The sequence below is a fragment of the Agrococcus sp. Ld7 genome, from assembly GCF_045064095.1.
In the GTDB taxonomy this organism is placed as follows: domain Bacteria; phylum Actinomycetota; class Actinomycetes; order Actinomycetales; family Microbacteriaceae; genus Agrococcus.
In genome coordinates this window covers 101497-116642 of record NZ_JBISGY010000023.1, presented here as the reverse complement: position 1 = coordinate 116642, position 15146 = coordinate 101497, and the positions used below count along the sequence as shown (strand labels likewise).

Below are 15146 nucleotides of genomic sequence, written 5' to 3'. Positions count from 1 at the left end.
TCCGTTCGTGACCGGATGCCCAGCCGCCGCGGGGCGCGGCTGGGCAGGATGGGCGCATGCGCTGCAAGCTCGGGCTCGTCGCCCTCACGACCGTCGCACTGCTGACCGGGTGCGCCGCACCGTCCGGCGCGCCGGAGGCGCCCGGCGCACCGAGCGATGCGCCGGGCGATGCGCCGGGCGATGCGCCGACGCCCACGGCCAGCGAGACACCTGCTCCGACGGCCAGCCCCGCGCCGACGGCCTCCCCCGAGGGCGGTGCCGTGGCGACGCCTCCCGCGCCGACGGGCCCGAGTGCTGCGGCGCCGGGATCCGGGGCCGCACCGTACTGCGGCGATGCCTACGTGCTGCGCTCGTTCAGCACTGCGCCCGTGTCGTGGGTGGGCACGGATGCCGAGGTGCTGGAGCGGGCCGGGGCTCGTGCCGGCTTCGAGCCGGAGGGCGCGATCGCGGGCCTCGACGTGCACTGCACCGTGACCTACATCGCGCCCGCGGATGGCGTGCAGGAGGCCATCGGGACGGTCAGCGCGGCGCTGCTGGAGCGAGAGGAGTCCGCGTTCGCCCAGTTGGAGGCCTGGTCGGAGGCGAACGGCTATCCGGCGTCACCGGGAGACGGCCCCGACAGCTACGGTGAGCGCTTCGCGCCGCTGAACCCCGATGGCACGACGACCAGCAAGATCTTCTGGGCGCCCCTGGACGGCGACTCCCCCACGATCGGCGGTGCGCAGGAGATCGCTGCCACCACCGGCGCACCGCAGGACGCGATCTACGTCTGGTTCGCCGACTTCACACTGCTGTAGCCGTCGGCCGAGCCACCGGCGGCGATCAGGCGGCTTCGACGAGCTTCGCGAAGACGACCAGGTTGTTCGGGAAGCTCGGGTTCGTGCCGTCGAGGTTGTCGCAGGTGATCAGGCGCAGCTCCGCCTCCGGCACCGGGTAGTAGACGGCACGGGTCGGGAACGCGTTCTTCGCGAACGACTCGACCCGATAGATCTCGAAGCGAGCCGTGGAGCCGTCCTCGCGCGCCACGATGACCTCATCGCCCTCGACGAGCGACTGCAGGTCGTAGAAGACGCCGCTCTCGTCGGAGAGCGAGTTCACGTGGCCGAGCAGCACGCTGGCGCCGATCTCGCCGGGCGTCGGTGAGCCGGTGTACCAGCTGGCGGGCGAGCCCTCCTCGTCGGGCGGCACCTCGAGCGTGCGGTCGTCGCGGATGCCGGTCTCGATGAGGTCGGCGGTGCGATCGAGTGCCGGGATGCTGACGCTCACGGGCGTCGATGCCTCCATCGCGAGGGGTGCCGGCGTGGTCGGCGCAGCAGTTGCGGTCTCGGGCGTCGCGGATGCGGTCGGCTCGGCCGACGGGGACGACGTCGGGGGTGCGGTGGCCGCCATCGACTCCGCGTCGTTCGCGGCGCCGCAGGCGGTGAGAGTGAACAGGAGGGCCGCCGCCCCCGCCGTGAGGCGGAGACGACGGCCCATTCCGTGATGCATCATCGATGCGATCCGTTGCTCAGCTGATCAGCAGTTCAGCTGTCGCTGGCGGTGCGGCGACGGCCGATGAAGTAGCCGGCGGCTGCGAGGGCAGCGAGGAGGCTGCCACCGAGCGCGACAGCACCCATCTGCGACTCGGTCGCACCGAAACCAGCAGCCGTCACGACGCCGGTGTCAACGCCACCGGCCGGAGCCATGGCGAGCGCACCGCAGAGCGCGGGCGAGGTTGCCGCAAGCGGCAGCTCGGGAACCAGGTCGCTCGGCTCGGTCGCGCCCTCGGGCTGGTTGGCCGGGTCGAGACCGTGCACGACGACGACTGCGGTGCCACCGGACAGCGAGTCCATCGTGGCCTGGCTCAGCTGGAACGTCTCCTTGTAGGTGATGGTGTCACCGCCGGGAGCCGCAGCCAGGTCGAGCGCGCCGGCCGGGGTCTTGTCGGCGTCGCCGACCGAGAGGGTCTGGCCGATCTCGCCGTAGGACGGTCCACCCTCGGTGGTGCTGATGATGCCGTCGCCATTCTCATCGGCGCTCATGGACGGGCAGGTGCCCTCCGCGCCGATGTGGATGTGCTGCACGTGCGGGTAGGCGGCGCCATCGAACTCGGCTGCCAGGCCCGACGCGTTGACGGTGACGGTGGCCATGTCGCCTTCGACATCGATCCACACCTCGCCAGATGCGCCGCTGTTGTTGATCTCGTTCAGCGTCGTCGAGTAGGAGCCGGCAGCATCCGCGGCCATCGCGGGCATGGCACCCATCGTCACGAGGCCGAGACCCAGCACTGGGGCGGCGAACAGGATTGACTTCTTCTTCATGGGAGGAACCTCTTCCGAAACAATCTCGGGCCCAAGAGTTTGTGCCCTTCTGTGATGGTCTTCGGCGCCCCGCCCCGGGCGGATTGGACGAGTTCAGGGTTTCTTCGCAAACCGTTCGAGGGAGGGCAACGAATCCCCTCTGATCGCAACAGAACGGATGATTCCCATGGCCCGCACGACGTGGCTCGGCACCATCGCCATCGCAGCGATGCTCATGACAGGCTGCGCAGCCACGACGGCCGCGCCGGCGGAGGCCCCGAGCCCCGCGCCCTCCCACACGATGCCCGACGGCACCGTGATGGACGGCGCCGAGCACGGTGCGCACGGCGACGCCGAGGCGACCCACACGATGCCGGACGGCACCGTGATGGAGGGTGCGGAGCACGGAGCGCACGCGGCGAGCGACGCCGAGCCGTCGGAAGCGGCCCGCATGATCTGCGACGGCCAGGTGGCGACCGCAGTCGCCTCGACCTTCCGGCTCGATGACGAGGTCACGCCGACGTCGAGCTGGGATGCGCCGCAGTTCACCTGCACGTACGACATCGACGGGGCACCGCTCGTGCTCACCGTGCACGACACGACCGACGCCGCGGCCGGCGAAGAGCACTACGACGAGCTGCAGCGCAGCCTGCAGGCTGACGACATCGAGGGCCTGCTCGGGCTCGGGCTGCCGTCGTTCTCGGATGACGAGGGCCGGGTCGCGTTCCTTCGCGACGGCAAGACGCTCGTCGTCGACGCGACCGCGCTGCCGGAGGGCTTCGCGGGCGAGATGACACGCAGCGAGGCCTCCTACGCGATCGCGACCGCGGTGCTGGGCTGCTGGGTCGAGCACGACTAGTCGCTGCAGTTGAATTGGCCCCTGGTGCGCGATTCGAGCGCTCACCATACTGAGCGCACGATCCTCGACCCGGCAGGAGCGAGCTCATGCGCACATCCCGCGTCCTCTCCGCAGCCTTCGGTGCAGCGATTGCGCTGAGCTTGACCGGTTGCCTGCCGTGGCCACCGACTGCACCGCCCTCCTCCACCGCAGCCGCCGACAGCTGCGGCGATGCGCTCGTGACGGCATACATCGATTCCATGGGTGGCGTAGCCCCGGATCCGGCATCCGTCGGCGCCCCGTTCGCCGCGTTCGAGCCGCCTGCCGCTCTGAGCGGTCTCGACGTGGAGTGCACCGTGACCTTCGTCGCTCCCGGCAATGGGGAGGCCGGCTCGCGGCGCGTGTCGTTCGCGGTGGTCGAGGACGATCCCGCGGGGTCTGTGACTGCGGCGCTCACCGCATACGTGGCCGCGAACGGCTACGTCTCTGACGAGGACCACCCCGATGGCGGCGACGGCTTCGAGGAGTGGCAGGTCCTCGAAGAGGACCGCGACATCGGGCTGTACGCCGCGGAGTGGCTGCACTTCAACGAGATCGATGCCGCCGCCACAGCGACCGGGTACGAGGCAATGGCTCTCGCGCACACCGATGCGGATCCGGGCGACTGGGTGGTCGTGAACATCAACGAGCGTCGCTAGCTGCGCTGGCGGCGCTCGTGCCGCGGCGGCGCGTCTGAGGGCCGGGCGGCCGCTCGGCGGCTGCGCGGGTCAGCGCCGGCGGCCGCTCGGCGGCGGCGCGGCTCAGCGCCGGTCGACCACGCGGCGCAGGTAGTGGATGCGGTCGCGCAGCTGCTGCAGCGACGCCTGGGCGACCGGCGGGCCGCCGCAGATGCGGCGCGACTCCGCGTGCACGAGGGCGTGGGCCTCGCCTCGCCGCTTCGCGACGATCGCGACGAGCGAATTGAGCAGCTGCCGCTCCTCGCGCATGTTGCGGTAGAGCGGCTCGGGCGCCTCCTGGTTCGGCGGCCGATCGCGGATGCGCGCGGCCTGCCTGGCGTGCCGGCGCTTCAGCAGGTCGGAGACCTCCTCGGCGTCGAGCAGGCCCGGGATGCCGATGAAGTCGAGCTCCTCCTCGCTCGCGGGCTCCACCAGCTGACCAAACTCGGCGTCGCCGAACAGCACGCGGTCGAACGTGGCACTCGACTCGAGCGGCTCCCAGGTGAATGGCGCCGCCTCGCGGTCCTCGCGATCGCCTTGCTCGGCCGCCGCCATCAGGTCGTCGTCGAGCAGCTGGTCGTCATCCTGCTCGCGGTCGAGCGCGTGGTCGCGCTGCCGCTCGAGCTCTGCCGCGAGCGCCAGCAGCGGCGGCACGGAGGGCAGGAACATCGTCGCCACCTCGCCGCGCTTGCGCGAGCGCACGAAGCGCCCGACCACCTGCGCGAAGAACAGCGGCGTCGACGAGTTGGTGGCATAGACGCCCACCGCGAGCCGCGGCACGTCGACGCCCTCAGAGACCATCCGCACCGCCACCATCCAGCGCTGCTGACCCTGGGCGAAGGCGCCGATGCGATCGGAGGCACCCGCGTCGTCGGAGAGCACGACGGTCGGCTCCTGGCCGGTGATGGAGTGCAGCAACGACGCGTACTGCCTCGCCTGGGCCTGGTCGGTCGCGATCACGAGGCCACCGGCATCCGGCACCGTGTGCCGCACATGCGTCAGCCGCACGTCGGCCGAGCGCAGCACCTGCTGGATCCACTCGCCGCCCGGGTCGAGCGCGGTGCGCCATGCGCCGTTCGTGATGTCCTTGGTGTCGCCGTGCCCGAGCGTGGCCTTCATCTCGTCGCCCATCGACGTGCGCCACTGCATGGTGCCGGCGTAGGCCATGAACAGCACGGGGCGCACGACCGAGTCGCGCAGCGCCGCGTCGTAGCCGTAGGCGTAGTCGGTGCGCGAGGTGCGGATGCCGCGCTCGTCGCGCACGTACTCGACGAACGGGATGGGCGCGGTGTCGCTGCGGAACGGGGTGCCCGTGAGCGAGAGGCGGCGGGTGGCCGGACCGAAGGCCTCGAGCACGGCCTCTCCCCAGCTGAGCGCGTCGCCGGCGTGGTGCACCTCGTCGAGGATCACGAGGCTGGGCGCCGAGCGCGTGATCCGCTCGTGCACGGCGGCGCGGGCCGCGACCTGCGCGTAGGTGACGACGACGCCGTGGAACTGCCTGGGGTAGTCGCCGTCGCCGTTCGAGAAGTCGGGGTCGAGGCGGATGCCCGCCTTGTGGGCAGCATCCGCCCACTGCTGCTTCAGGTGCTCGGTGGGGGCGACGACCGTGATGCGGTGGACTGCCCCTCGGCGCAGCAGCTCGGAGGCGAGCCGGAGGGCGAAGGTGGTCTTGCCGGCGCCGGGCGTCGCGGCGGCGAGGAAGTCGCGCGGCTCGGTGCGGAAGTACTGCTCGAGCGCCTCCTGCTGCCAGGCGCGCAGCGGCTGGGCGGTGCCCCACGCTGCACGCTCCGGGTAGGTGGGCGAGAGGTGATCGGCTGCCCAGGAACCGAAGTGCTCGTCGGCACGGGTATGGGGCAGGGAGGTCACCGATCAAGGGTAGGCGAGAGCACTGACGCCGACCGACCTCGCGTGTCGCGCCGCGGGACCCGGCGGGCGGGTCGGCCGCGGGCTACGGCGGGCGGGTTGCGCCGGGCGGGTCGACCGCGGGCTACGGCGGGCGGGTTGCGCCGCGGCACGCTGCGGGCGGATCGGCGCGGCGTGCGCACGTCCCGCGGAAGCGCGCGAGCCGTCGGACCGGCCCGGTGCTCGCGCATCCCAGGCGGCGCACCTAGGCTGACCGCATGCACTACCTCCTCGGCCTCGCAGCGTTGGTCATCGGCGCGATCATCGCCACGCGCCGCACCCGCCCCACCTGGTTCGTCGTGACGACGAGCGTGCTGGTCGGCATCGGGGCGCTGCTGGCGATCCTCAGCTACACGCGCGTCACCGATCCGATGGGCGTCCTGCCCAACAGCGTGCTCGGCTGGGTGTTCGTGGGCGCTTCGATCATCACGATGCTGAGCGCGGTCTTCGTGCTCGAGCGGCGGGGCGAGCACGGCGAGGAGCTGCCGCCGCTGATCGGCGACAATCCTTTCGACGGCGACACCGACGACACCGACGACCCGGCGCCGGGCGCTCCCGCACCGGGCGCTTCCGCACCGGGCGCTTCGGGGCGCGAGCACGGCGACGCGACCGTCGAGGCACGCGCGGAGGCAGCAGCAAGCACATCCGTCATCGGGGCCGCCGCAGCGGCCGGGGTCGCCGGTGCGGCCGCGGCTGGCTCGCCGGCGAACGCCGCGGTCGGAGTCTCGGCCACCCAGGTCTACGCAGAGGAGAGCGCAATGGGAGAGATCCACACCGACAGCACCGATCAGGGTCCAGGCCCGAGCGAGGGCGCCGAGGACGGCACCACCGTGATCGGCGCCGACCCCGACCTGGCGACGCCACCCGACCAGACCGATGTCGAGGCCGCGCCGTCGCGCGGCGTCGCGCAGCACGGTGACGCCGATGGCGACGAGGGCGCGTCGCGTCCCTGACGCATCCGCCCGTTGGGCGCGTCGCTTCCCTGACGCATCCGCCCGTGCAACGCACGACGCCCGCCGATGACTCGGCGGGCGTCGTACGTCGGCGGGTGAGGCTCAGGCCTTGTCCTCGCCCTTCGTGTCAATCTCCTCGGCGAAGGCGGGCGGCTCATCCCGGCCGGCCTCCTCATCGGCCTCGGCGTCGGCGGCGGTGGGCTGGACGATGCCCTTCGCGTGATGCGTGGGCGCGTAGACCGTGTAGAGGCGCAGCGGCTCGTCGCCGGTGTTGATGACGTCGTGCCAACTGCCCGCGGGCACCTGGATGCTCCAGCCGTCGCCCACCTCCTGCTCGAACACGAGGTCGTTCTGCGACGGTCCCATCACCACGCGGCCGCGACCCGCGTCGATGCGCAGGAACTGGTCGGTGCCGTAGTGCACCTCGAGGCCGATCGAACTGCCGGGCTCGATCGACATGAGCACCACCTGCAGGTGCTCGCCGCTCCAGGCAACCGTGCGGTAGTTGGTGTTCTCGCGCGTGGCGGTCTCGATGTCGAACGCGTTGCGCTGCGGGCCGTTGTCGATGATGTCCATGGGCGTCATCCTGCCGCGTTGGCCTGAGAGGCGCCAGGAAGCACAGGCTCACCTTGCTGACGGCGGTGCTGGCCGTACTGGCCGCGCTGGCCGCGCTCGCTGCTGGGCTGGCCGCACTGGCCGCACTGGCCGACTCGCAGGGCTCGCCGGACTGGCCGTGTTCGCCGCCGCCAGGATGTCGGCGCGTCGTCAGGCGTCGTGCGCAGGGGCTGCGTCGTAAGTCAGCCAGCTTGTCTTCGTCGCGATGCGGTCGTACAGCCGCTGCGCGATGACGTTGTCATCAGCCGTGATCCATCGCACGACCGTCGCGCCCTCGGCTGCGGCGATCTCCTGCAGGCGCACGACGAGCGCGTGGCCGACGCCGAGGCCGCGCGCGGACTCCGCCGCGTAGAGGTCGTCCAGGTAGATGCCGGTCTCCCCCGCGAGCGGCCGAGCGAAGCGGCGCCAGTGCGCGAAGCCGACGAGGTCGCCGTCGCGTTCGGCAACGAGCCCCTCGCTCTCGTGCGCCGGGTCGAGCAACCAGCCCCACACGCGCTCGGCGATCGCCGCGTCAAGCTCCTTCTTGTAGAAGGTGCGATAGCCGTGGAAGAACTCCTCCCACCGCTGCCGGTCGTTCGCCGCCACTGCACGCACCGTGATCTCCGCCATGCGCCCACGCTAGCCGGGTCGTTACGAATCCCGGGAGAGGCCCCGCATCGGGGCGCGCACGCGCGGCACGCCGTCGGCCGAGAGCATCCGAGCCAAGCGCGATGGCTGCTGCACATCGGCCCAGACCCAGTGCGCCGGATCACCGCTGAAGAGCAGGTCGTCGTCGCGCGCCTTCTCCTTCGCGAGCGCCTGCGCACCGGTCTTCCCGGCCAGGTGCGCGAGCTCCCCGTACTTCTGCATCCCGTCGAACTCGCCGTAGACCGGACGGCGACCCTCGACGCACCACCGCATGTCGACGCGGTAGCGCTGGCCGCTGCGTCTGGCGACCCACACCTGCAGCTCCGGCATCGCGAACCCGAGCTGGAAGACACGCACGCGGCTCCACGATTCGCCGACCGATTCCGATGCAGCATCCGAGAACGCGATGACCGCTGCTGCGCGTGCCCGTCCGCGCTTGCCCTGCCGGTCCAGGGCTGCCAGCACCTCCTCCTTCGTGACGCTGCCGCGCCGAAGTGCCCAGTCGAGCGCAGACACCGCATCGAGCGCGCCCCGCCGCCGAGCGACATCCGCCAGCGCGAACGCGAGAGAGCAGGCGGCGAGGTCGCCGACCACCGCGATATCCGCAGGGTGCAGCTCGACCGGCACGTGCACGACGCCGCCCTTCCTGCGCGCAGTGCGCAGATTCCCCGTGGTGTAGACGGCGTCGGGTTCAAGCCCGAACGGAACGCCGTGCACGGCCAGCGCCGATTCGCGGGCGAAGATCGGCTGCGAGCGCACAGCATGCACCGCTCGGATGCGGGCGAGATATCTGGCGTCTCGATCGAGGTTCTCGAACGCGGTGCTGTCGGCGTACACCCCGTGGCGCACCTGGACGAGCGACGCATCCCGTTCCGGCTGCGCGCCCGGCGAGGCGGCGACGATCTCCCGCGCGCGATGGAGCTGGATCGATCGCTCGCCGGCGCCGTCGTCACCCTGCATGCGCCGCAGCGTGTCACGGTCCGCCGGGTCGGTGTCTGGCAGCGAGAGCGCTTGTGGAGGGATCCCCTGTTCGCTGCCGACCGCGCTCCGCATCCCCGCCCGATCTCGCGCTCGCTCGGGCGGATTTCGCGGACCCCAGTTCGGCAGGCGGACCTCAGTTCTCGGGTCCGGCTACCGAACTGGGGTCCGGAAAACAAGGCGCCCGGCCACGGTCGGACGGATGCGCCAGCGCGAGCAAGGAGCTGGCGGGCGCGTGCGAGAGAATGGCGGGATGCGCATCGAGTACCCGGCCGAGCTTCCGGTCAGCGAGGCGCGCGAGACGATCATGGCGGCGATCCGCGACCACCAGGTGGTGATCGTCGCGGGCGCCACCGGATCCGGCAAGACCACGCAGCTGCCGAAGATGCTCGTCGAGCTCGGCCGCGAGAGCATCGGCCACACGCAGCCCCGCAGGCTCGCCGCCCGCACCATCGCCGAGCGCCTCGCCGAGGAGCTGGCGGTCGAGATGGGCAGCGAGGTCGGCTACAGGGTGCGCTTCACCGACCAGGTGAGCGCATCCACGCGCATCAAGGTGATGACCGACGGCATCCTGCTCGCCGAGATGCACCGGGACCGCGACCTCAAGGGCTACGACACGATCATCATCGACGAGGCGCACGAGCGCAGCCTCACGATCGACTTCCTGATCGGCTACCTGAAGCGCCTGCTCCCCCGCCGCCCCGACCTCAAGGTGATCGTCACGAGTGCGACGATCGATCCGGAGTCGTTCAGCCGGCACTTCGACGACGCCCCGATCATCGAGGTGTCGGGGCGCACGTTCCCGGTCGACATCCGCTACCGCCCGCTCGTGAGCGAGCAGATGGATGAGGACGAGGATGACGACGGCGAGCCCGACACGCACGTCGACCTCGATCCGATCGACGGCATCGAGGCGGCGCTCAAGGAGATCGCGCGCGACAACGCGGGCGACGTGCTGGTGTTCCTGCCGAGCGAGGCGGATATCCGCGACGCGCAGGGCGCGCTCGCGGGGCGGCTCGGCCAGGCCACCGAGATCCTGCCCCTCTATGGCCGGCTGAGCGCGGCCGACCAGCATCGCGTCTTCGAGAAGACCAACCGGGCCGGCATCCGTCGCCGCGTCGTGCTCGCGACGAATGTGGCGGAGACGAGCCTGACGGTGCCGGGCATCCGGCACGTGATCGACACGGGCACCGCGCGCATCTCGCGCTACTCCGCCCGGTCGAAGGTGCAGCGGCTGCCGATCGAGGCGATCAGCCAGGCGAGCGCCAATCAGCGCGCCGGGCGCGCCGGGCGCGTCGCGCCGGGCATCGCGATCCGGCTGTACAGCGAGGCCGACTTCGACAAGCGGCCCGAGTTCACCGACCCCGAGATCCTGCGCACGAACCTCGCGGCGGTCATCCTGCAGGCGGCGAGCCTGGGACTCGGTCCGCTGGCGGAGTTCCCGTTCCTGCAGCCGCCCGCGGCGCGCGACATCAAGGACGGCAACGACCTGCTGCTCGAGCTCGGCGCGATCAGCAAGGCGGGCTCGATCTCGAAGATCGGGCGCGAGCTCGCCCGCCTGCCCGTCGACCCGAGGTTCGGGCGGATGGCCGTGGCCGGTCGCGACGCCGGCGTCGCCCACGAGGTGATCGCGATCGTTGCGGGGCTCACGATCCAGGATCCGCGCGAGCGGCCACTGGAGCGGCGTGAGGAGGCGGATCGGATGCATGCGCGCTTCACCGATCCGACGAGCGACTTCATCACGCTGCTGGCGCTGTGGCGGTACCTGCAGGAGCAGCAGGCGGCGCTGTCGGGCAACCAGTTCAGGAAGCTCTGCAAGGCAGAGCACCTCAGCTTCCTGCGCGTGCGCGAGTGGCAGGACGTCGTGCGGCAGCTCACGAAGGCGCTGGGCGTGACGCGCGCCCCGCAGCGCCCGTCCCCGCTGGTCGAGGAGCGAGCGGCCGAAGGCCGCTCGCGTCACGAGACCAAGACACCCTCCCCGTCGGTCGAGGAGCGAGCGGCCGAAGGCCGATCGCGTCACGAGACCAGAGGGGCCAACCGGTCTCGTGACACGGCGCCGCTCCGCGACGACGCTCCTCGACCTACGGAAGCGGGCGCCAACCGGCCTCGTGACGCGGCGCCGCTGCGCGACGACGCTCCTCGACCTACGGAGGGCGACGGTCGACCTGCGGGAGCGCGGGAAGGCGCCGGCTCGCTCGCGACATCCGTCGACGCGGTCGCCGTGCACAAGGCGCTGCTCTCGGGACTGCTCGGTCGCATTGGCACGATCGACGAGACCGGCAAGGCGCAGCAGCCGCGCCCCGGCGAGAGCGCGCGCCAGCACAGCCGCCGCACCCGGCAGCGCGCCGAGTACCTCGGAGCTCGCGGCGCGCGCTTCCAGATCTTCCCCGGCTCCGGGCTCGCGAAGCAGCCGCCGCGGGCAGTCATGGCGGCAGAGCTCGTCGAGACCAGCCGGCTGTTCGCGCGCAACGTGGCAGCCATCGACCTCGCGTGGGCGGAACCCCTCGCGGGCGACCTCGTCAAGCGCCAGGTGTCGGAGCCGCACTGGGAGCGCAAGCAGGGCGCCGTCGTCGCCTACGAGAAGCTCACCCTCTTCGGCGTCACGATCGTCGAGCGCCGCCGCATCCAGTACGCGCGCATCGATGCCGAGCACGCGCGCGAGCTCTTCATCCGGCACGCGCTCGTCGAGGGCGAGTGGGATTCCCCGCAGGACTTCGACCGCAAGAACCGCGAGCTGCGGCGCGAGATCGAGCGACTCGAGGAGCGCCAGCGGCGCCGCGACCTGCTGGTCGGCGACGAGGCCGTGTTCGACTTCTTCGACGCGCGCATCCCGGCCGACGTCGCATCCACGCGCGCCTTCGAGGGCTGGTGGCGCACCGCCCGTGAGGAGACGCCGGCGCTCCTGACGATGACGCGCGAGGATCTCACCGGCGAGGCCGCGCAGATCGATCGGGAGCAGTTCCCCACCAAGTGGCAGCAGGGCGAGCAGCGGCTGCGCCTCAGCTACCGCTTCGAGCCCGGCACCGCCGACGACGGGCTCACCGTGCACGTGCCGCTCGCGGTGCTGCCCAGGCTCAGCGAGACCGGCTTCGACTGGCTCGTGCCCGGCATGCGCGAGGAGCTGCTGACGGCGATGATCAAGAGCCTGCCCAAGCACATCCGCAAGCACGTGGTGCCCGCCGCCGACTGGGCGCGCGGGATGCTCACCGAGCTGCCGACGCAGCCCGCGCAGGGCGACGGCGCCGCATCCGGGCCGGGGTCCGCTCGCCCGCTCGCCGAGGTGCTCGCGGCCCGCATCAGCCGCATCGCCTACGTGCAGGCGGTCGCCGACGACGTCGACTGGGGACGCATCCCCGACCACCTGAAGCCCACCTTCGCGGTGGAGGATGCTCGCGGCCGGCGCCTCGGCCAGGGCAAGGATCTCGAGGTGCTCAAGCGGCGCTTCGCGGGGCAGGCGCGCTCGCAGGTCGCGAAGGTTGCCGTGAAGGTGACGAGCGATCTGGAGCGCGACGAGGTGGCCGGATTCGTGGAGGATCTGCCGGCGCACATCGACGTCAAGCAGGGCGGCAATACCGTGCGCGCCTACCCGGGCTATGCGATCACCGGCAAGGGCACGGTCGGCGTGCGGCTGGCCAGCACGAGCGAGGCGCAGCAGCGCGACCAGCGTGCGGCGGTGCGGCAGCTGCTGCTGCGGCAGGTGCCGAGCCCGGCGCCCTACGTGCAGTCGAACCTGACCGGTGCCGAGAAGCTGGCGCTGGGCGCGAGTCCGTACGTCTCGACCGACCGGCTCTTCGACGACCTGATGCTCGCGATCATCGATGCCGAGCTGGGCGCGACGCCGCCCGCCACGACGCAGGAGTTCGAGGCGCTGCGGGCGAAGGTCGCCGACGGGCTCGTGGACCGCATGTTCGCGCTCGCGAGCCAGGTGGCGCGGATCCTGACGTCGGCCCGGAACGCGGACCGGGCGATCCGTGAGGGCGCGAGCCTCGCTCACATGGCGGCGCTCGCCGACGCCCGCGCCAACCTCGATCAACTGATCTTCGACGGCTTCGTCAGCCGCACGGGGCTCGAGCGCCTGGCGCGACTCGAGGTCTACGTGCGGGCGATCGAGTACCGCGTGAAGCGCCTGCCAGAGACCGCGAACCGCGACCGCACCTGGATGACCGAGGTCGAGCAGGCCACCGCCCTCTTCACCGCGGCGGGCGGCACGCTGCCGCTCGCGCCGGAGGTGACGGATGCCGTGCCCGGCTCAGACGGCGCGGCGAAGGCCGAGCGGCTGGTCACCGCCCGCTGGCTGCTGGAGGAGCTGCGCGTCAGCCTCTTCGCGCAGCAGCTCGGCACCGCGGGCCCCGTCTCGCCGCAGCGCATCCGCAAGGCGCTCGCCGCCTGACCCGCACCTCCACCGGTCGAGGAGCACGCGGCGAAGCCGCGCGCGTCACGAGCTTGGCGGGGCGCCCTGCGGGCGCCGCTTTGGATGGGCGAAAGTGGGGCTATGGCTGGGTCTGGTGGCGGGCCATGCTGGGTGTGCTGCGGTCGACGCCGGTCGGTCTTAGTGCTTGTGAGCCTGTTCACGAGCTTGGCGTGGAGGGCTTCCACGGGGACCGTGGATTGGTGGAAACTCGCCGAAGGACACTCCAAACGAGACGCCATCAGAGCCCTCAAGCGCTACCTCTGCCGCGAGATCCTCGCCGCCCTCAAACACGACCTCAACCCCACTTGACATCCATAGGACTGTCCTACGAGACAGCCGTTGGTCGAGGAGCGGGCGGCGCAGCCGCGGGCGTCACGAGACCAACCGTGAAGGGCCGCGGAGCCCAATACCCTGGAGCACGATGGACGAGAAACGCTACGGCCCCGACTTCCAGCGCAACGCGCTCGCCCCCGGCATTCTCGCCGCCTTCGCGCTCGTCGCCGCGCAGCTCTGGCTGGCAGGCGCCTGGGACGAGGTGCTGCGCTACGTGATCGCGATCCTCGCCCTCATCGTCGTCTGGTTCGCCGTGCAGGCGAAGCAGTGGTGGTGGGTACCGGTGTTCGCCGTCATCGCCATCGCGTGGAACCCGGTCATGCCGTTCACCTGGGAGGGCTCGACCCTGACCGCCGTCTACTTCTGGGGTCACCTGGTCGCCGCGGCGCTGTTCGTCGTCGCCGGGCTCACCATCAAGACACCGCGCTCCGACTGATCCGCCACCGACGCCCTGGGCGCCGCCGTTGCAACCCATCCCCGGCGCTCTAGGTGTACTGAGCCATCACCTGGGTGACACCCGTGCTGCGGGAGTCGTTCCGTGCGCTGAGTGGATGCGTTCAGTGTTGTAGTGCTCGATGAATGGTGCAAGGGCGTCAGTGCGTGCGCTGTTCGAGTCGAATGCCTGTCGGTAGGCCCATTCGGTGGCGAGGGTGCGGTTGAAGCGTTCGACCTTGCCGTTCTGCCAAGGGCAGTGAGGCTTGATGAACAGCTGCCGGGCGCCGAGCGCGGCGACGGCTGCGGGAAACGCACGGGCGCGTCGATACGCGAGCGCGTTATCGGTGATGACCTGCTCGATACGCGTGATGCCGTGGCCGGCGAAGTGGTCGGCTGCTCGCCGGAGGAAGCCCGCGCACGTTTCCGACCGCTCGTCCGGGTGGATCTCGGCGTAGGCGAGCCGGCTGTGGTCGTCGACGGCGGCGTGGACGAAGTCGTAGCCGATCCCGCGGCCTCGAACCGTCTCGGATCGACCGTGCACGCGCCAGCCTCCGCCGTCCGGGATGCGACCGAGCTTCTTCACGTCGACGTGGACGAGGTCGCCGGGGCGTTCGCGCTCGTAGCGGTGCGCGGTCGTCCGTGAGGCACGGATCAACCGGCCGGTGATGGGATCGCACCACGACAACCGCGGGACACCATGACGGGCCAGGATCCGCGAGATTGTCCGTGCTGGCACGCCCGTCTCGACCGCGAGCCGCAGCGGCCCCTGCCGCATGCGCTCGCGTGCGGCGAGCACCGCAACCTCACGATTATGAGTCGTGCGCTTGGGCGACGAATGCGGCCGGCTCGACCGGTCGAACAGCGCATCCATGCCACCGGCGCGGAATCGACGCACCCACCGATACGCGGTCTGACGAGAGACGCCGAGCTCGGCCGCAACGTGCGCGACCGGTCGCCCCTGGCCGACACGTTCGACGATCAGCGCTCTGCCAAACGGGGACAAGCGCGGGATAACTTGGGCCACGAGAACCTCCGGGACGTGAAGACCTTGAACAGCTC

13 protein-coding genes are annotated in these 15146 nt (G+C 71.2%); 6 read left to right on the top strand and 7 right to left on the bottom strand.

Annotated features, from left to right (window positions below; translation table 11 throughout):
* Positions 1-56 precede the first annotated feature (56 nt).
* Entirely contained in the window at positions 57-797 is a 741-nt protein-coding gene (locus tag ACJJVL_RS04040; RefSeq protein WP_405217030.1) for a hypothetical protein, read from the top strand.
* A 25-nt stretch (positions 798-822) separates the two neighbouring features.
* Here ACJJVL_RS04040 and ACJJVL_RS04035 read toward each other — a convergent pair whose 3' ends face one another.
* The gene (locus ACJJVL_RS04035) at positions 823-1491 is read right to left on the bottom strand and encodes a sortase domain-bontaining protein (RefSeq protein WP_405217029.1); all 669 of its coding nucleotides are present in this window, start codon (positions 1489-1491) and stop codon (positions 823-825) included.
* 32 nt (positions 1492-1523) lie between these two features.
* On the bottom strand, positions 1524-2300 hold the full coding sequence (locus ACJJVL_RS04030) for a hypothetical protein (protein ID WP_405217028.1): 777 nt from the start codon (positions 2298-2300) through the stop codon (positions 1524-1526).
* Positions 2301-2466: 166 nt separating this feature from the next.
* Between ACJJVL_RS04030 and ACJJVL_RS04025 the strand changes: the two genes are divergently transcribed.
* Positions 2467-3138, top strand: a complete 672-nt coding sequence (locus tag ACJJVL_RS04025; protein WP_405217027.1) for a hypothetical protein — start codon at positions 2467-2469, stop codon at positions 3136-3138.
* A 218-nt stretch (positions 3139-3356) separates the two neighbouring features.
* Positions 3357-3815: a hypothetical protein gene (locus tag ACJJVL_RS04020; RefSeq protein ID WP_405217026.1), complete on the top strand. Its 459-nt coding sequence runs from the start codon at positions 3357-3359 to the stop codon at positions 3813-3815.
* 102 nt (positions 3816-3917) lie between these two features.
* Here ACJJVL_RS04020 and ACJJVL_RS04015 read toward each other — a convergent pair whose 3' ends face one another.
* Positions 3918-5699 (bottom strand): DEAD/DEAH box helicase, encoded by a 1782-nt coding sequence (locus tag ACJJVL_RS04015; protein ID WP_405217025.1) that lies wholly within the window; start codon positions 5697-5699, stop codon positions 3918-3920.
* Positions 5700-5953: 254 nt separating this feature from the next.
* On the opposite strand from ACJJVL_RS04015, the gene ACJJVL_RS04010 reads away from it, so the two are divergent.
* A complete protein-coding gene (locus ACJJVL_RS04010) occupies positions 5954-6688 on the top strand; it encodes a hypothetical protein (RefSeq protein ID WP_405217024.1) in 735 nt (244 codons plus the stop codon).
* A 102-nt stretch (positions 6689-6790) separates the two neighbouring features.
* On the opposite strand, the gene ACJJVL_RS04005 is transcribed toward ACJJVL_RS04010, so the two are convergent.
* The 3 genes from ACJJVL_RS04005 to ACJJVL_RS03995 all read right to left on the bottom strand — a co-directional run bounded on the left by ACJJVL_RS04005 (position 6791) and on the right by ACJJVL_RS03995 (position 8890).
* Complete coding sequence (locus tag ACJJVL_RS04005) at positions 6791-7264, bottom strand: cupin domain-containing protein (protein ID WP_405217023.1); 474 nt, start codon at positions 7262-7264, stop codon at positions 6791-6793.
* A 189-nt stretch (positions 7265-7453) separates the two neighbouring features.
* Positions 7454-7912, bottom strand: a complete 459-nt coding sequence (locus ACJJVL_RS04000; protein WP_405217022.1) for a GNAT family N-acetyltransferase — start codon at positions 7910-7912, stop codon at positions 7454-7456.
* A 21-nt stretch (positions 7913-7933) separates the two neighbouring features.
* Positions 7934-8890: a hypothetical protein gene (locus tag ACJJVL_RS03995; protein WP_405217021.1), complete on the bottom strand. Its 957-nt coding sequence runs from the start codon at positions 8888-8890 to the stop codon at positions 7934-7936.
* On the opposite strand from ACJJVL_RS03995, the gene hrpA reads away from it, so the two are divergent.
* Both hrpA and ACJJVL_RS03985 read left to right on the top strand, forming a co-directional pair.
* Positions 8889-13298, top strand: coding sequence for an ATP-dependent RNA helicase HrpA (hrpA, locus tag ACJJVL_RS03990; protein ID WP_405217020.1), 4410 nt, complete (start codon positions 8889-8891; stop codon positions 13296-13298). The two genes, ACJJVL_RS03995 and hrpA, sit on opposite strands and share 2 nt — an antisense overlap.
* 442 nt (positions 13299-13740) lie before the next feature.
* Positions 13741-14088 carry a DUF6804 family protein gene (locus ACJJVL_RS03985; protein WP_405217019.1) on the top strand — a complete coding sequence of 116 codons (348 nt, stop codon included), beginning with the start codon at positions 13741-13743 and terminating at the stop codon, positions 14086-14088.
* A 66-nt stretch (positions 14089-14154) separates the two neighbouring features.
* Here the strand turns inward: ACJJVL_RS03985 and ACJJVL_RS03980 are convergent, their stop codons facing one another.
* On the bottom strand, positions 14155-15111 hold the full coding sequence (locus ACJJVL_RS03980) for an IS481 family transposase (protein WP_405217018.1): 957 nt from the start codon (positions 15109-15111) through the stop codon (positions 14155-14157).
* Positions 15112-15146: the final 35 nt, after the last annotated feature.